This is a genomic window from Litchfieldia alkalitelluris (genome assembly GCF_002019645.1).
GTDB lineage: Bacteria > Bacillota > Bacilli > Bacillales > Bacillaceae_L > Litchfieldia > Litchfieldia alkalitelluris.
Genome location: NZ_KV917374.1, coordinates 3904165 through 3921251, shown reverse-complemented (window position 1 = coordinate 3921251; position 17087 = coordinate 3904165). Strand labels below are relative to the sequence as shown.

15 protein-coding genes and 1 riboswitch are annotated in these 17087 nt (G+C 35.2%); of the genes, 10 read left to right on the top strand and 5 right to left on the bottom strand.

What is annotated here, in order from left to right; translation table 11 throughout:
* Positions 1–70: 70 nt before the first annotated feature.
* The 3 genes from BK579_RS18300 to BK579_RS18290 all read left to right on the top strand — a co-directional run bounded on the left by BK579_RS18300 (position 71) and on the right by BK579_RS18290 (position 2299).
* The gene (locus tag BK579_RS18300; protein WP_407936255.1) at positions 71–562 is read left to right on the top strand and encodes a methylated-DNA--[protein]-cysteine S-methyltransferase; all 492 of its coding nucleotides are present in this window, start codon (positions 71–73) and stop codon (positions 560–562) included.
* Positions 563–840: 278 nt separating this feature from the next.
* Positions 841–1422, top strand: a complete 582-nt coding sequence (locus BK579_RS18295; RefSeq protein WP_078547941.1) for a DUF2087 domain-containing protein — start codon at positions 841–843, stop codon at positions 1420–1422.
* Between the two features lie 109 nt (positions 1423–1531).
* Entirely contained in the window at positions 1532–2299 is a 768-nt protein-coding gene (locus BK579_RS18290; protein ID WP_078547939.1) for a hypothetical protein, read from the top strand.
* Between the two features lie 433 nt (positions 2300–2732).
* Here BK579_RS18290 and mtnK read toward each other — a convergent pair whose 3' ends face one another.
* Positions 2733–3926, bottom strand: coding sequence for an S-methyl-5-thioribose kinase (mtnK, locus tag BK579_RS18285; RefSeq protein WP_078547937.1), 1194 nt, complete (start codon positions 3924–3926; stop codon positions 2733–2735).
* A gap of 119 nt (positions 3927–4045) precedes the next feature.
* Positions 4046–4202: riboswitch (SAM riboswitch) on the bottom strand.
* Positions 4203–5041: 839 nt separating this feature from the next.
* Positions 5042–5833, bottom strand: a complete 792-nt coding sequence (locus tag BK579_RS18275; RefSeq protein ID WP_078547933.1) for a carbon-nitrogen family hydrolase — start codon at positions 5831–5833, stop codon at positions 5042–5044.
* Positions 5834–5930: 97 nt separating this feature from the next.
* Here BK579_RS18275 and BK579_RS18270 point away from each other — a divergent pair, with 97 nt between their 5' ends.
* Both BK579_RS18270 and cbpA read left to right on the top strand, forming a co-directional pair.
* Positions 5931–7103: a pyridoxal phosphate-dependent aminotransferase gene (locus BK579_RS18270; RefSeq protein WP_078547931.1), complete on the top strand. Its 1173-nt coding sequence runs from the start codon at positions 5931–5933 to the stop codon at positions 7101–7103.
* Between the two features lie 216 nt (positions 7104–7319).
* A complete protein-coding gene (gene cbpA, locus BK579_RS18265; protein WP_078547929.1) occupies positions 7320–7949 on the top strand; it encodes a cyclic di-AMP binding protein CbpA in 630 nt (209 codons plus the stop codon).
* Between the two features lie 87 nt (positions 7950–8036).
* Here the strand turns inward: cbpA and BK579_RS18260 are convergent, their stop codons facing one another.
* Positions 8037–8969: a DMT family transporter gene (locus BK579_RS18260; protein ID WP_078547927.1), complete on the bottom strand. Its 933-nt coding sequence runs from the start codon at positions 8967–8969 to the stop codon at positions 8037–8039.
* A gap of 389 nt (positions 8970–9358) precedes the next feature.
* Here BK579_RS18260 and BK579_RS18255 point away from each other — a divergent pair, with 389 nt between their 5' ends.
* From BK579_RS18255 to BK579_RS18245, 3 genes are all read left to right on the top strand, one after another.
* On the top strand, positions 9359–9619 hold the full coding sequence (locus tag BK579_RS18255; RefSeq protein WP_078547925.1) for an aspartyl-phosphate phosphatase Spo0E family protein: 261 nt from the start codon (positions 9359–9361) through the stop codon (positions 9617–9619).
* 251 nt (positions 9620–9870) lie between these two features.
* Entirely contained in the window at positions 9871–10818 is a 948-nt protein-coding gene (locus BK579_RS18250; protein WP_078547923.1) for an aldo/keto reductase family protein, read from the top strand.
* Between the two features lie 157 nt (positions 10819–10975).
* Positions 10976–12553 carry a bifunctional metallophosphatase/5'-nucleotidase gene (locus BK579_RS18245; RefSeq protein ID WP_139365120.1) on the top strand — a complete coding sequence of 526 codons (1578 nt, stop codon included), beginning with the start codon at positions 10976–10978 and terminating at the stop codon, positions 12551–12553.
* A gap of 56 nt (positions 12554–12609) precedes the next feature.
* On the opposite strand, the gene motB is transcribed toward BK579_RS18245, so the two are convergent.
* A complete protein-coding gene (motB, locus tag BK579_RS18240; protein ID WP_078547919.1) occupies positions 12610–13383 on the bottom strand; it encodes a flagellar motor protein MotB in 774 nt (257 codons plus the stop codon).
* Positions 13376–14167, bottom strand: coding sequence for a flagellar motor stator protein MotA (gene motA, locus BK579_RS18235; RefSeq protein WP_078547918.1), 792 nt, complete (start codon positions 14165–14167; stop codon positions 13376–13378). The genes motB and motA overlap by 8 nt, the downstream gene beginning before the upstream one ends.
* Before the next feature lie 286 nt (positions 14168–14453).
* Here motA and BK579_RS18230 point away from each other — a divergent pair, with 286 nt between their 5' ends.
* Together BK579_RS18230 and map are read left to right on the top strand one after the other, a co-directional pair.
* Positions 14454–16148 (top strand): M3 family oligoendopeptidase, encoded by a 1695-nt coding sequence (locus BK579_RS18230; RefSeq protein WP_078547916.1) that lies wholly within the window; start codon positions 14454–14456, stop codon positions 16146–16148.
* Between the two features lie 107 nt (positions 16149–16255).
* Entirely contained in the window at positions 16256–17005 is a 750-nt protein-coding gene (gene map / locus BK579_RS18225) for a type I methionyl aminopeptidase (RefSeq protein WP_078547914.1), read from the top strand.
* The last annotated feature ends 82 nt before the right edge of the window (positions 17006–17087 follow it).

Below are 17087 nucleotides of genomic sequence, written 5' to 3'. Positions count from 1 at the left end.
TAGATACTTTCAGAAAAAAACATAATATAATAGCTGTAAGAATAGCAAAGTCTAGAGGAGTGACTGTTTTTTGACTATCTATTATACAAAGGTTCAAACACCATTAGGAATTTTATATATTAGTTCTACTAACGGTGAGATTATAGACGTTTCTTTATCCGATTTGGATTTTAATAAAAGAAATGAAAAAGAGGCTAGAGTATATCACCCCTCAGAATCTGTTTTATTGAAAGCAGAAAAGCAACTGGGAGAGTATTTTAAGGGAGACAGAAAAAGCTTTTCTCTCCCATTAAAACTTGTTGGAACTTCCTTTCAATTAGATGTGTGGAAGGAGTTATGTAAAATTCCTTATGGAGAAATAGTAAGTTATCAGGATGTAGCAACTAATATTAATAACCAAAAAGCTGTTAGGGCTGTGGGACAAGCCAATCGTCGAAATCCGATCCCGATATTGGTACCATGTCATCGTGTATTGGGAAAGAATAACGCACTTACAGGATATGCTGGAGAGAGAATAGACTTAAAAGAAAAATTATTAAAACTAGAGGGAGTTTTATCATAAGGCCCTTTTCTGAAGGATTGTTACTTCCTTACCTAATATAAACTAAATCTCAAAATTTTCTTAGGGATCTGGTTTTAATTTAGGAAGAAAAGATGGTCACTTTACTTAGTTGATAGGTAATTTAGACGACCTTTCAAAAGCAACAAAGTTTAAGAAAATAGCCTATCTTAATATGTGGGGAGGGTTGTAGATAGAAACGGTTTGACGTTTTTTATTGACAATCTTCTCCAATTTTATTATTATCTAATTAGATTAGTATCGAATTAGTGAGGTGTTTTATGCAATTAAACAAACTTGTAAATTTTCATAAAGTAATGGGGGATCCCACCCGGTTGAGAATTCTTGTGTTATTGGGGAAAGGACCACTCCATGGGCAAGCGTTGGCTGGTAAGTTAGGGCTTACTCCACCTACTATTACACATCATATTACTAAATTAAAAGATGCAGATCTTATTAAACAGAGAAGAGATAAGAATACAATTTATTTTTATCTAAATGAGTCGGTTTTAAAGATGCAAATTGAAGCGACAACTAGCCTTATTTTTGGGAAGGGTGAGAACATGGAAGAGAAAGAGATTAACGTGTCTGAAAAACAGAAAGTATTAAAGAATTTTATAACAAGAGATGGCCGATTAAAGACTATTCCAGCTCAAAGAAAGAAAAAACTTATCGTACTGGAGCATTTAGTTGAAGGATTAGAACCAGGAAAGAAATATACAGAAAAAGAAATCAACGAATATATTCAGAGATTTCATGAAGATTTTGCTACGATTAGAAGAGAGTTTATTATGAATCATTATATGTATCGCGATACTAATATCTATGAAGTCAATCCAGCTGAAATGTGGGCTACTGAGTGACAAACAAACAACTTTATTCAACCTTGAAAATATAGATTGATTGCGGTTTGTTTTCTTTTACTTTGTTGTATTTATAAAAGTCAGCTATAGGTTAAGGGGAGATACGTTTATGAGTCCCAGTGAAAACATATATTTTTTACTGATTGGAGTTTCAGTCTCAGTTGTGATTATCTTCATCTGTCTATTATTAAAAAAGCGAGTAAGATGGGCGATTGCCTTAACAAGTGTGCTGGTCATCGGGTATGTGGGGTACTACGTATCCTATCCTACTATAAAAGGGAACATGCATGATGACCGATATGATCAAGTCATTGAATATTTGTTAGAAAAATATCCAGATAAAAAGTTTACTATTTTCCCAAAACATTATGAAGAAGGACATGCTGTTGGTGAATTCGATGTGAATGATACTGAAACACCGACGATGGGTGTGACATTACGTGTTGGTAAGGAAGGACAAGTCACACAAATAGGCACTTGGTCTAATGGGGATTATCCTATCCAGCAAGAGTTGTGGAAAGAAGTTCAATTTTTTCATGGAGAAGATTATACGTTAAGTAAAAAAATTGCAAAAATTACTAAACAAGATGAATGGATAGATGGTGAACTAACAGCATTTGCATTGACTGTTGATGATTTGCCTGCGATTGCTTTATTTAATTATTCAGATGAAGGCTTTGGGTTATTGGAATTCAAACAAGGAGAACGTGAAGAATTCGTTTATGTTGAAGAAGCTGACTATTTATTTGTCTATATTGATGAACGTTATCAAGAGGAATTCATTACGATTCAGTTGAAAAATGGTGAGGAGACCACCTTAAGTGTCAACCAGCATAAAGGTCAAATGATTGTTAAGAATAGAGAGGAATTAAATTAGAATTAGCTAACGTGGTAGGGGTCTGCAATAAGCAAGATGCTTCTGTAAATAATTATCTTCATTAGACAATAAGAAAGCGTAATAAATGCTTGGGTTTAATCCAAAGCATTTATTATGTATTAACGTTATTATTCTAGAAAAAACGTAGCAATTTATTTAAAATGGCTCTCTATAGTTATTCTTAAACCTACAGATTATGTGATAATTACTTAAAATAAGGTATTATTGATTCAACGAAGGTTACTAGTTAGAATTCCTTTTTTGTGATGGTCTAAGAGATTAAGTGATTTTGAGCAGTATCGGAATAAGACGGTGAAACTTTACCACATATCTCAAGTTATATAAAGTTCTACAAAAATCAGTAATAAGAGGCAAATTTATTTGGTCCGAATTTTTTATATGTATATCTTACCACTCCACTGAATATGGGATCTCATATTTGTGTTTTGTTAAAATAATATTTAATCTGTTCAGTATCTTTAATGACCTTTCGATTCTTAATTAAGTGTCTACCTAACTCTAATGCATGGCGTTTTGCTTGAAGTCTCTCTTTGTCATTAGTGATACCATCTAAATCAGCTACATCGGCAAGACCAATTGTACGACGAATTAGCTCGCACCCTGCAAAGCCTATTGTATCTTCAAAAACTTGTGCTAATAGATTGTTTAAGAGTCCATCAATGTGAATGTAAACTTCTAAACTATCTTTTTCCCATAATTCCGAAAACGTAGAAGAGAACACCTCCCAAGTTTTATTAATATGGTCGAATAAAGGAAGTTGCTGACTTTCGCCTTTACGAGAAACAGCATTTAATAATAAACTTGCAATAAATATTCCAATATCAAATCCAAGTGGACCATAAAAGGAGAATGTTGGATTAATTACTTTTGTTTCCTCATTGCTAGCAAAAATACTTCCAGTATGAAGGTTCCCATGTAACAACGCATCTGCTTGTGTTAAGAATTTGTGCTTAAGCTTTGCTACCTCTTGTTTAAGTAATTCGTCTCCTGAAATTTTGGTAATGTCTTGTTGTAGCTCAACTTCAAAGCGATTTGTGTGATGATCAAAAAATGGATTCGTGAAAACTAAGTCCTCAGCAATTTTACTCAATTCAGGGTTTGAAAACTTTTTTTCAAGTTGTTTCTTGTTCATTGGTTCCATCCCAAAATCAGATGTGTAAAATAATGTATGAGCAAGAGATGTTCCAATATGTTCAGCAAGTTTAGGATACGCTTTACCCTCAATAAAACCAGCACGAGATATCTGTAAGTGTGAAAGATCCTCCATAACAGTTACTGCGAGTATCTCGTCACAGTAATGAACTTTAGGAACGAATTGTGAAACGTAATTTCCGTTGATAAGTAGGTAATTACTCTCAATTGTTGCTCGTTTTAGGGATAAAGGCAAACTTTCACTGACAACCTTGGCATTTGGTAAAGCTTGTTTAATAATAATTCCTTTTTTTGTTGTTTGATCAACAATATGAAATACAAGGTTTACCTTTCCGTCCCCAATCTCTATTGAAGTTAGTGCGGATGAGTCTTGAAATAGTTCTAACCTTGTAGCTAATGCGATTGCTGAATTACTTGTTAAAGGTTCATAAATAGATTTACTAGTAATTGCCATAGAATTACCTCCAAAATAATAGAATTGATTGTATTTAAGAAGCTTTTCAAGCTAACTATTTTGGACATAGAAAAGCCTCTTTCACAGTTAGAAAGAGGCTTGAAGCTATTACTTCGCACCTCTTATCTGCCAGAAAGTATAATCTTCCTGTTGGAATTAGCACCGTGCCATACTGTGTTGGCTCATTACAAAGTAATGCGCCCCATTTCACAATGGTATTACGGTCGGTTGCTGGGCTTCATCGGGCCAAATCCCTCTGCCTGCTCTTGATAAGAGATCACTATTTAGTTTTATTTTTTACACTTGATGTGAATAATAACAAGTGACTAATAGAATTGTCAATTACTTTTTTTAAAACGAAAATCTTATATCGAAGAATTGTTTTTTCAATCAAAACTTAACCCTCGCGGTATTGCAAGTGGATCGCAGCATATGAAACACCACAACCAAAGTTATATTCAGTGTAGACATCTATACTAATTAAAATTAGCACCATGGAGAATGCAAATAGGCACTTACTAAGTGTGGAATGAGCGGAGAGCCACTTGACTCCTGCGGGATCCAGTGGTCTCGTGAGACCCCGCAGAAGCCCGCCCTTGGCGACGAGGAGGCTCACGGACCACCCCGCGGAAAGCAAGTGGATCGTAGCTCATGGAACTCCACAACCAAAGTTATTTTCAGTGTAGACATCCATGCTAATTAAGATTAGCACCATGGAGTATGAAAAATTATACTTAGCTTAGTTGTCTAGCTTCAGGCGCTATCGGCTCTCAAGTCTAAGTCAATCCACCCTAGAAGGTTAAAGAGCAACCTTCTAGCCGTCTTGTCTTATGCCTGTCGCCGATGAACGAGCGCCTTCAGCACTTCTTTTTTCAGGGGAGACATCTATGCTAAATAAGTATTTCGCACCATGGTGTATGAAAAAATGTTTCCTCCTCAGTGTGGAATGAGCGGAGAGCCACTTGACTCCTGCGGGATCCAGTGGTCTCGTGAGACCCCGCAGAAGCCCGCCCTTGGCGACGGGAGGCTCACGGAACACCCCGCGGAAAGCAAGTGGATCGTAGCTCATGGAACTCCACAACCAAAGTCGTTTTTAGGGTAGATCATGATAACTATTATTCATATAAAGCAGGCCGACGATCTTGAAAAATTGGAATTTGTTTTCGAACATTAGCTACCTTTTCAAGCTCAAGATGTGCTGTAATAATTGATTCTTCAGTACCAGCCTCAGCTATGACTTCGCCCCATGGATCAATGATAAGCGAGTGCCCAGCAAATTCATTATTAGGATCTTTCCCAACACGGTTACAAGCCACAATATAACATTGGTTTTCGATGGCTCTACTAATTAAGAGAGTTTTCCAATGTGCAAGGCGTGGTAGTGGCCACTCTGCAACAACGAACACGATTTCAGCACCCTGAGTCGTATGAGATCGTATCCATTCTGGAAATCTAATATCATAACAAATCATTCCTGCAGTCTTAATCCCATCGATTTCAAATAGACCTTTATCTTTTCCAGGTTCAAGATAATGATGTTCATCCATGAGCTGAAATAAATGAAGTTTACTATATTCTCCAATACTGTCACCTTTTCGATTAAAGACTAGCATCGTGTTTGTAACACCAGCAGAAGTCTTTTTTGCAATGGACCCAGCAATAATATTCACATTATATTTCAGCGCAAGCTGTTTCATCAGATCAATGGTTGTCTTACCGTTTTCATCAGCAATTACATCTAGTCTCGTTAAATCATAACCAGTTGTCCAAAGCTCTGGTAGAACTATGACATCAATATTCATGCCGGAGGTCATAAGCGCCGTAATTCTTTCTTTAACAATATTTATATTGTCAATTGGTTTCCCGAATACTATATCGAACTGTATACAAGCTACTTTTAAATCCATGTCAGGTCTCCTCCTGAAAAATTTTACTTTACAAGTTGTAATTAACAATATATGATTTGTGACTAGAATTTCAAGAATTATTTGAGGATGTGTGGAAATGAAACAATTTGAACAATCGGATCTACTAAAAAGATTACCAAAGCAATTTTTTGCATCTTTAGTTCAAAAGGTTGGAAAAGTCGTTGCGGAGGGTCACGATGTTATAAATTTAGGTCAAGGAAATCCAGACCAACCAACTCCAGCCCATATAGTATCATCTTTACAACAGGCTGCGGAGCAACCAATTCATCATAAATATTCTCCATTTAGAGGTCACGGCTTCCTCAAAGATGCCGTAGTGTCGTTTTATAAAAGAGAATACGGTGTGGAGTTAGATCCGGAAAAAGAAATTGCAATCCTTTTCGGTGGGAAAGCAGGCTTAGTCGAAATTCCTCAATGTATTATGAATCCAGGAGATGTAGCACTTGTTCCAGACCCTGGATATCCGGACTATTGGTCGGGTATTGAACTTGCTCATGGAAAAATGGAGTATATGCCGTTGCTAGAAGAGAATAATTTTCTACCAGATTATTCGAGATTATCTCAAGAGGTTGTAAATCAAGCTAAATTATTATTATTAAATTACCCAAATAACCCGACAGGTGCTATTGCAACGAAAGAATTTTTTGAAGAAACGGTGTCATTTGCTAAAAAAAATGATTTGTGTGTTGTCCATGACTTTGCCTATGGAGCAGTTGGGTTTAATGGCAAAAAGCCGATAAGTTTTCTTGAGTCAAAAGGCGCAAAAGAAGTTGGGATAGAAATATACACACTATCGAAGACTTACAATATGGCTGGCTGGAGAGTAGGTTTTGCTGTAGGAAATGAAAGTGTCATTGAAGCCATTAATTTGCTACAAGATCATATGTATGTAAGTCTATTTGGTGCGATACAAGAGGCCGCTGCAACAGCTTTATTGGAATCGCAAGAATGTGTTCACGAACTTGTATCGTTATATGAAAAAAGAAAAAACACATTTATACTTTCGTTGCGGGAAATCGGATGGGAAGTTAAAGCACCCGAAGGATCTTTCTTTGCATGGTTAAAGGTGCCTCATGGATATACTTCAGAAAGCTTCTCAGATCTACTCCTAGAAAGAGCTCATGTGGTTGTAGCACCAGGTATTGGTTTTGGTACCCATGGTGAAGGGTATGTAAGAGTGGGTTTATTAACTAGTGAAGAGAGACTGATAGAAGCTGCTTCTAGAATTAAAGCACTTGATTTGTTTTAACAGTATATAGCTTGTATTTAGGTAAGCGGATTAAGCATGGGAGAAATTCATTTGATGTAATCTAGATTAACGCTGAAGTAATACTCTGAAAACCACCACTTCAAATTCTAAGAAATTAAGTGGAGGGATTGTTCATAATTTAACATATTTGTAATTATCACTCTATGCGTAATTACAAATAAAAGGTAAAATATACATATAGAGAGGAGTGGAATCATGAAAATTCGTTATAATTTTGTAGATAAATCAGAAGTGAAACATTGTGATGAAAGCTTCACAGTAGGACAGGCTTATGAGTATCTAAAGGAAACGGGCTACCGATCTATCCCTGTTTTAGCGGATGGTGGAACAAAATTTATAGGTCTTATTTACAAAGTCCATTTATTAGAGTATTTATATGAGAAGAAAGGAACTGAAGTGGATCCAATCCAACCTTTAATCAAAAATCAAGATGCTTTTATTTTTGAGGAAGACTCCTTCTTTAAAACATTCTTGACAATTCGAAGATTACCATTTATTGCTGTATTAAATCAATCAGACGAATTTATTGGAATTATTACTCATGCAAATGTAATGGATGTTCTTGAGGATTCTTTTGGAATGAAAACGGGTGGATATACACTAACAATTGCAACGATAGAACATAAGGGTGCTATTAAGGATTTAGTTACACTAATTAAGGACATTAATATTGATGGTTTATTAACTCTTGATAATGGTGAAAAGTATCTAAGAAGAATTATACTGAACCTACCAGGTGACATAAGCGAGGAAAGACTTAAGAAGATTGTCCAAAAACTTGAAGAAAAAGAGTTTCGCGTAACGCATGTGGATCAAATCAAATAACAAAAAGTGCTATTGAAGCAATTAAGCTTCATAGCACTTTTTTACGAATAAGGCCTCCGCAGATGGACAGGTGTCGGAGTACTTTTCTTAATGAGTTCTGGCTTTAGTGGTTGGAATCTTCAGAAATGACTTTTTGGGGGCTGTAAAAATATACACACCAAGTATCACAACAATACTACCGATGAATTGAGTAAGTGTAAGTTTTTCACCTAGGAAGATAAATGCTAAAATCGCAGTGAAGATGGGATTAAAGTTAAGAAACATTCCGGATTTTGTTCCCCCTACTTTTTGTACTCCGATATTCCAAAAAATCATCGCAAGAACTGTTGCACCTATGGATGAGTAAAGAGCAGCAATCCAAAAAGATGGTGTGGGTGAAGAGATGGTATGGTCATTTATAATAAATGGCGAAATCATAATTACTCCAAAAATAGCTGACCATAGTGTTGCTTTGTATGGTGAAACATAACGCATCGCTTTTTTTGCTACCACTGAATAAAGACCCCAAATGGCAACTGCCCCTAACATAAATAAATCACCAATATTAAAATGGAAATTAACTAATCTATAAATATCTCCATGAGAAATCACAACAAATATACCAGCAAAAGAAATCATCATTCCAGCTAATTGTGATTTAGATAATTTTTCCCGATAAAAACAAAAAGAAGCAATTGCAATTGATATTGGATTAAGCGTTGATAATAGCCCAACATTGTCCGCAGTTGTGTATTTTAATGCAATGAACATTAAGACATTAAATAATAGAACTCCGGTTAATCCCATAAGTACTAAAGGGACAAGAGCAGCTCTTGGAAAACGTAGTGAGCGGTCAAAATATAAAACAATAGGAATTAAACAAATCAATGCTATAATCCAACGAAGTTCAGTAAGAAATAAGGGTGATGCATGATTAACTAGGAATTTTCCAGCAACGAAATTTCCTCCCCATAGGAAGCTAGTTAAAAGTAACAGTACATAATATTTTGATTGCAATGGAAATTCCTCCGAATAAAACATGATCGCATATCTTTACTTTGATATAGTATCTTTTTCTATCCGAAATGTCATTGTTTTTTTTATGACAATTTTAACATTGGGAAATCCTGTATAAAATATAGTTTTCCGGTAAGTTGTTGTTTGAAAGATAAGGATGATTTAGTAGATTCCTAAAAAACGCATCTAAAGTACTATAAACACCTCTCCAAAATTCGACAATCAGTGAAATAACCTAGTAAAAAAGTAATAAAATAGTTACTTCCACCTCTATTTAAAAGGCGTTTCATAAATTGGACAAAAATATCCGGAGTGAAATTTGTCTAATATTGCGATTCTATTTACAAGCTTTATTTTATTTGTGATAATCGCTAGGTGAGTATTTTGTTTAGGTAATCTAAGGGGTTGACGAGATGGCAATGCATGTGAAAAATCATCTGTTAGGTTTAAGGGATGATATAAGTACTAAACGACAAGAAATGATTGCAACGGCAAAAGTAGAAGGCTTTACGAGTGTAAAGACTATAAGAATTAGTCAAGAGTTGGACGAACTGATTAATCAGTATCACCGGATATCAAACAACAAGAAAACACAAACAAGGTCCTTCCAGAAGTATATAAAACAAACGATCTTGTTTTTCTATGGTTCTAGATATAAACTTCATAATTCATAACAGTTAATAGATTATTATTCAAACTCCTCTAATTTCCAGATTCTTCTGTGTCCGAGAGCTAGAATAAGTTCAGAATTAATCAGAAGAATCTCCCAAACTACTAAAGCCTAATCCCGTTAAAAAATAAATTTCAACAAATTTCGACCATATATTTCCCGGGCCATACCCTTTACTTAATCAGAAATTTCTGATAAATTTCTCTGTAAAGGTATACATGAACATTGATTATTGTACCCAAAGGAGGTTGCATTTTGAAATATCGCAGAATAGGTCGCTCAGGATTAAAGGTTAGTGAAATCAGCTTAGGTAGTTGGTTAACGTTCGGAAAAACTGTAGATGAAGAAACTGCTATTAAAACGATACATAAAGCTTATGAGTTAGGTGTAAACTTTTTTGATTCCGCAAATGTATATGAAAAAGGTGAAGGGGAGAGGATCCTTTCTTCAGCTTTAAAAGAGTTTCCAAGAGAGTCATATGTAATAACCACAAAGGCATTTGGTGCTATGGGTGAGGGACCAAATGATAAAGGATTATCGCGTAAACATATTATCGAACAACTAAATAACAGTTTAAAGAGGATGGACCTAGAATACGTTGATATCTTTTATTGTCATCGTTATGATTCAGAGACACCTGTTGATGAGACACTAAAAGCAATTGATGATTTAATAAGGCAAGGAAAAACATTATATGCAGGGGTAAGTGAATGGTCTGCAGCACAGATACAAGAAGCTGTGTCTATCGCTGATAAATATTTGCTTGATCGAATTATTGTGAATCAGCCACAGTATAATATGTTTCATAGAGATATAGAGGATGAAATTATTCCTCTTTGTGAAAAAAGTGGAATAGGTCAAGTAGTTTTTTCACCTCTAGCACAAGGAGTCTTAACTGGTAAATATAAAGGCGGAAAGATTCCTGAGGATAGTAGAGGTGCAAATACACAAGTAAATACTTGGGTAAGAAAAATCATTAATGATATTGTTCTTACAAAATTAGACCGGTTGGAAGCGTTAGCATTGGAATTGGGTATTACGTTACCTGAATTGGCACTTTCATGGATTCTAAGACAGCATAATGTCTCTAGCACACTAGTCGGAGCTTCGAATCCTGAACAGATTGAAGCTAATGTTAAAGCCTCTGATATTGAATTGAGTTTTGAAGCAATTCATCGTGTCGAAGAAATTTTAGCTATTTAAATAGTAAATCAAAAAGTACCTATTCTACACTAACGAAAGTGTTTGATAGGTACTTTTTTTAAAGGGAAAATAAGAATAAAGCTTGTAATTAATGAAACTAAACAGAATTGTTTAAAATATATTAGTAAGAATTTTTTTAAGAAAAGTAAGGTGGTACATCATGGATAAGAAAAAAGTCTCAATCACTATTCTTGCCACGAGTGATATTCATGGCAACGTTTTACCTATTCAATATGGAGATAATAGAGAAGTTCACCATGGACTTGCGAAAGTATCCACTATTATTAAAGCGGAAAGAAAGACAAGCGAACACGTTATTTTAATAGATAATGGTGATTTGATACAAGGAACACCATTAACATTTAACTATGTCCACAATAAAAATAATAATGAAAATCCAATGATTAAAATACTAAATCACTTAAGATATGATGCTGCAGTTATTGGGAATCATGAGTTTAATTATGGTTTAAATGTTCTTCATGAGGCAGTAGGAAATAGTTGTTTTCCTTGGCTTTCAGCAAACATTATCGATGCCGAAAAGAATACCCCATATTTTGGACAACCTTATATTATCAAGATGATAGAAGACGTCAAACTAGCAATCTTAGGAGTAACGACCCACTTTATCCCCAGCTGGGAAGAACCATCTCATATAGCAGGCTTAAAATTCATAGACACTCTCAATGCTACAAAGCAATGGGTATCAGAAATAATAGCAAAGGAAAATCCAGATATCTTGATTGTGTCATATCATGGAGGTTTTGAAAGGGATCTTATATCAGGTGAATTGACTGAAGAACCTACTGGTGAAAATCAGGGCTTTCAAATATGCAAAGAGGTTGAAGGGATCCACGTTCTTTTTACTGGACACCAACATAGAGAAATATCAGGGATGATTGACAATACAACAGTTATTCAACCTGGTATGAATGGAGCAAACGTAGGAAAGGTAGAAATAACTTTAACTCAAGATCCTGGAGAAAATCACATTGACGATATTTCTTCCGAAATTATATCGTGTGAATCTGTTCTAGCTGATAATGAAATCGTTGAATTAATAAGTGAATATGAAAGAGAAACACAAGACTGGCTAGACAATTTTATAGGAACAGTTGAGGGAGATATGAAAATAGAAGACCCTCTATCTGTTCGATTAAAAGATCATCCCTATATTGAATTTATAAATAAAATGCAAATGGAAATTTCAGGTGCAGAAATTTCTTGTACATCTTTATTTAACAATGCTTCAATTGGATTTAAAGAGAAAATAACGATGCGCGATGTTGTTTCAAATTATATATATCCTAATACATTAAAAGTGCTCAAACTAAAAGGTGAGGATATAAAAAAAGCACTGGAGTTAAGTGCTACTTACTTCATTGTTAATAATTCTAAAGAAATTGAAGTGAATCCGAAGTTTATCACACCGAAGCCTCAGCATTATAATTATGATATGTGGGAGGGAATTAACTATATTTTAGATATTTCTAAACCAATAGGAAGTAGGGTGACTAAGCTTGAACAAAACGGGGAGCCTCTTGGTATGAATTTTGAATATCACGTTGTGATGAACAACTATAGGGCTTCTGGTGGTGGGCAGTATACAATGTTCAAGGAAAGAGAAGTTGTTAAGGAAATTAATCAAGATGTTTCAGAACTACTAGCTTCTTATATCATTGAAAGAGGAATCATTAAAGCTAGCTTAAATCATAATTGGAAAGTTATTTCTTAATCTCAGAGAAAAATGCCAAGCTACCTATTAGGTAACTTGGCATCTGCTGAGTGTTATTAGTTATTTGGTAGAATTAAAATTTCAACTCGTCTATTTTTTCTTCTTCCATCAGAAGTATCGTTTGATGAAACAGGTTTAAATTCTCCAAACCCTTTTGCACTAAAGTTTTGAGCATTTAGCTTAGTATTTTCAAGGAGAATTTTCATAAAATTTACAGATCTCATAACACTTAAGTGCCAATTGTTATCATATTGGCTATTTCGTATTGGTACATTATCAGTATGTCCACTAACGACAATATTTCTAGGAGGATTCATTACGAGCAGTTGTGAAATTTCTTTAGCTAGCTTTGCATCGTCTCCACGTACTTGTGCGCTTCCAGAATCAAAAAAAGTATCATTATGAAGTGTAACGAGCAATCCGTCGTCTATGAGTTTTGTTTGAAGTTCCAATTCAAGGTTATTCCTGCTAATATAACCATTAATTTTATCCTGTAAGTTTTTCAACTCTTCTCTCTCTGCCTCTTTACGTTTTTCTTCATCGTTTCGTTCTTCCTCTTTCTCTTCCTCTTTCTCCGGGATGTCACTTGGACTAGGTTGCGGATTAACAGGCTCAGGAACAGGTCTTTCATAGTCTAATACTCCAGTTCCACCTATAAAAGCATTATTAAAGGAGTTGGCTATCGCTTGAAATTTCTGAAGATCAACAGTACTTGCTGCGAAAAGAACGATGAAAAGTGCTAATAATAATGTTAGCAAGTCGGCATATGGAATAAGCCACGATTCATCCACATGTTCTTCGTGATGCTTATGCTTTTTCTTCCTAGCCATTGATTACTTCACCTTCAGACATTACTTTTTGTCGATCTTTGATAGATAAGTAAGTTAATAGTTTTTGTTCAATTGCCCTTGGAGCTTGTCCTTCAAGAACTGAGAGGACCCCTTCTATCATAATATATCGAACCTTTGCCTCCACCATTGATTTTCTTTTTAGTTTATTTGCAAAGGGATGCCATAATACATATCCCGTAAATATCCCTAGTAAAGTGGCAATAAAAGCACCAGCGATGGCATGACCTAATGCTTCAGTATCTGCCATATTACCTAAAGCAGCAATAAGTCCTACAACTGCTCCTAATACACCAAGTGTAGGTGCATAAGTACCCGCCTGTGTAAAAATAGCCGCACTTGCTTGATGCCTCTCTTCCATTGCTTCGATTTCTTCTGTCATCACATCACGAATGAACTCTGCACTTTGTCCATCTACAGCCATACTTAATCCGTTTCGAAGAAATTCATCATCAATTTCAGACACTTTTGCCTCTAACGCAAGTAATCCCTCTTTTCGAGCTACTGTGGCCCAATCGGTAAACATCGGTATTAATTCTTCTATAGAGATGATCTTTGTCTCTTTAAATAAGATGCCGAAAAGTTGAGGTACTTTTTTAATTTCATTCATTGGAAAGGCAATCGTAACAGCGCCAGCCGTACCGACCAAGATAATTAAAATAGCTGCAGGATTCACTAATGCAACAGGGCTTACCCCTTTAAATACCATCCCTATACCAACTGCTAATACACCTAGAATGATTCCTATTAGAGATGCTTTATCCATCGTTTCACCAAACCTTCATTAAAATTTTCGCTAGATTGAGAATGTGAAAAAAATTATACTATCCTAATTATATTCTTTATATCGACAAAATGAGCTATTATCTTAAGTGTAATTTAATAAAGAGTATTATTTTCTAGTAAACGTTCTAAAGGATTATTAAGTTCAATGTAGAATATACTAGTGATTAGAAATTTAGGTTAGATCATACATAGTAGTAAGGAACTGAATTATTTTCTAGTTAAAAGAAAACATAGAGTATGTTAGCTCAAGGAAAGAAGGGAATAATATGAATTTTAATGATTTTACGTATACTCGACCAAATATGGAAGAGGTTGAAGAGGAATTTTCAAGTGCAATTGAAAAATTTTCACATGCCCAAACTTTAGAGGAACAAAATTCAGCAATGCAAGAGATTAATACGATTCGTAATAAGGTAAGTACAGTATTTAACCTTTGCTACATTAGACATACAGTTGATACAAACGATGAATTCTATAAGGAAGAGCAAGATTATTTAGACGAAATACAGCCATTAGTTCAAGGACTTGTATCTAAATATTATGAAGCACTTGTTAACTCAAAGTTTCGTTCAGAACTCGAAGGGAAATGGGGGAATCAACTGTTTGCTCTTGCAGAAACACAATTAAAAACGTTTGCACCCGAGGTAATTGAGGACCTTCAAAAAGAAAACAAGCTTGCTTCAGAGTACACAAAACTTGTTGCATCAGCAAAAATCCAATTTGAAGGTGAAGAGCGTACTTTAGCACAGTTGCAGCCTTTTGGAGAATCAAGAGATCGTTCTGTTCGTGAGAAGGCAAATGAAGCAAGGTTTGGTTTTTTTAAAGAGCACCAAGAGCAATTCGATGAAATATATGATAAGTTGATTAAGGTACGAACAACTATTGCGAAGAAGTTAGGCTATAATAATTTCATCGAACTAGGTTATGCAAGATTAGGACGTACAGATTATACTGCAGAAATGGTTGCGAATTTTCGAAATCAAGTAAAAGAGTATATTGTTCCTTTGGCAGTTGAACTAAGAAAACGCCAAGCTGATCGTATCGGTCTGGAGAGTTTAAAATATTATGATGAAGCATTTAAATTTAGTTCGGGAAATGCAGCTCCTAAAGGAAGTCCAGAATGGATTATTGATAATGGTAAGAAAATGTATGAAGAATTCTCACCTGAGACAAATGAATTCTTTAATTTTATGATTGACAACAATCTGATGGATCTAGTAGCGAAAAAAGGAAAAGCAAGTGGAGGATATTGTACATATATTGAAGATTATAAGTCACCTTATATATTTTCGAATTTTAATGGTACATCAGGTGATATAGATGTGTTAACACATGAAGCGGGTCATGCTTTCCAAGTATATTCAAGCAGACATTTTGAGGTTCCTGAATATAATTGGCCAACATATGAGGCATGTGAAATTCACTCGATGAGTATGGAGTTCTTTACATGGCCATGGATGGAACTTTTCTTTGAGGAAGATACTGATAAATATAAGTTTGCACATCTTAGTGAATCTCTTATTTTCCTTCCATATGGAGTAGCTGTAGATGAATTCCAACATTTCGTTTATGAGAATCCAGAAGTAACACCAGCTGAACGTAATCAAGCTTGGAGAGAAATTGAGAAGAAATATATGCCAGATCGAGATTATGATGGAAATATGTATCTTGAAAATGGAGGCTTCTGGCAGCGTCAAAGCCATATTTATACAACAGCATTTTATTACATTGACTATACGCTTGCTCAAATTTGTGCTTTTCAATTTTGGAAAAAATCAAGAGAAAATCATAAACAGGCCTGGAATGATTACTTGGTTTTATGCAAAGAGGGAGGTAGTAAACCATTTACTGAGCTAGTTGAAGTAGCGAATTTACTTTCACCCTTTGAAAATGGTACAGTTAAATCTGTTGTTGGAGAAATTGAAGCTTGGTTAACAAGCATCGAAGATAAAGACCTATAATAGAATAAGAAGAGGGCGAGTAATCAGTTTCTGTTCTCGCCTTTTCTTGTAAAAAAGTCCTAGTCCTAAAGAGAAGGTTAGGAAATAAGAAATAGAAGGTGTTAAAAATGATACATTTAAAAACTGAAAGAGAAATTGAATTAATGAAGGAAGCTGGTCAAATTCTCGCAGAATGTCATAAAGAAATTGCACAAGTTGTTCAACCCGGTATATCGACACTATATATTGATGAATTGGTTGAAAAGTTCTTATCAAAACATGGTGCAACGCCAGAACAAAAAGGCTATAAGGGGTATAAGTATGCTACTTGTGCATCTATTAATGATGAGATTTGTCATGGGTTTCCACGAGAAGAGTTGTTGAAGTCTGGTGACATTGTAACCATTGATATGGTTGTAAATTATAATGGTGCTCTTGCCGATTCAGCATGGTCATATGCCGTTGGAAATGTTTCTGATGAAGCGAACAAGCTTTTAGAGGTGACTAAAACATCACTCTATAAAGGAATTGAAGCTTCACTAATTGGCAATCGGATTGGTGATATAGGTCATGCAATTCAAACGTATGCAGAAGCTGAAGGGTTCTCTGTTGTCAGAGAATTCATTGGTCATGGCATCGGGCCAACATTACATGAACCTCCAGAGGTTCCGCATTACGGTTTGCCTAATAAAGGATTAAGGTTAAAAGAAGGTATGGTTTTTACAATTGAGCCAATGATTAATATAGGTGCTTGGCCTTCTCAAATGGACTCAAATGGTTGGACAGCTCGAACAGTAGATGGTTCATTATCTGCTCAGTATGAACATACCATTGCCATCACCAAGGATGGGCCAATTATTCTAACCTCGCAAGATTAATATACAAAGGCTTTTCGTAAAGTTTGTTGCTTTTAAAGGTCTATTAAAAATGAATTAAGTAGATTGGCGTCTTTTCTTCCGA

Excerpts from the sequence above, each read along its gene's own strand:
- mtnK (WP_078547937.1), bottom strand. The coding sequence starts at position 3,926 with ATGGCAATTACTAGTAAATCTATTTATGAACCTTTAACAAGTAATTCA.
- BK579_RS18260 (WP_078547927.1), bottom strand. The coding sequence starts at position 8,969 with ATGTTTTATTCGGAGGAATTTCCATTGCAATCAAAATATTATGTACTG.
- BK579_RS18290 (WP_078547939.1), top strand. The coding sequence starts at position 1,532 with ATGAGTCCCAGTGAAAACATATATTTTTTACTGATTGGAGTTTCAGTC.
- motA (WP_078547918.1), bottom strand. The coding sequence starts at position 14,167 with ATGGATAAAGCATCTCTAATAGGAATCATTCTAGGTGTATTAGCAGTT.
- BK579_RS18275 (WP_078547933.1), bottom strand. The coding sequence starts at position 5,833 with ATGGATTTAAAAGTAGCTTGTATACAGTTCGATATAGTATTCGGGAAA.
- map (WP_078547914.1), top strand. The coding sequence starts at position 16,256 with ATGATACATTTAAAAACTGAAAGAGAAATTGAATTAATGAAGGAAGCT.
- BK579_RS18230 (WP_078547916.1), top strand. The coding sequence starts at position 14,454 with ATGAATTTTAATGATTTTACGTATACTCGACCAAATATGGAAGAGGTT.
- motB (WP_078547919.1), bottom strand. The coding sequence starts at position 13,383 with ATGGCTAGGAAGAAAAAGCATAAGCATCACGAAGAACATGTGGATGAA.
- BK579_RS18255 (WP_078547925.1), top strand. The coding sequence starts at position 9,359 with ATGGCAATGCATGTGAAAAATCATCTGTTAGGTTTAAGGGATGATATA.
- BK579_RS18270 (WP_078547931.1), top strand. The coding sequence starts at position 5,931 with ATGAAACAATTTGAACAATCGGATCTACTAAAAAGATTACCAAAGCAA.
- cbpA (WP_078547929.1), top strand. The coding sequence starts at position 7,320 with ATGAAAATTCGTTATAATTTTGTAGATAAATCAGAAGTGAAACATTGT.
- BK579_RS18295 (WP_078547941.1), top strand. The coding sequence starts at position 841 with ATGCAATTAAACAAACTTGTAAATTTTCATAAAGTAATGGGGGATCCC.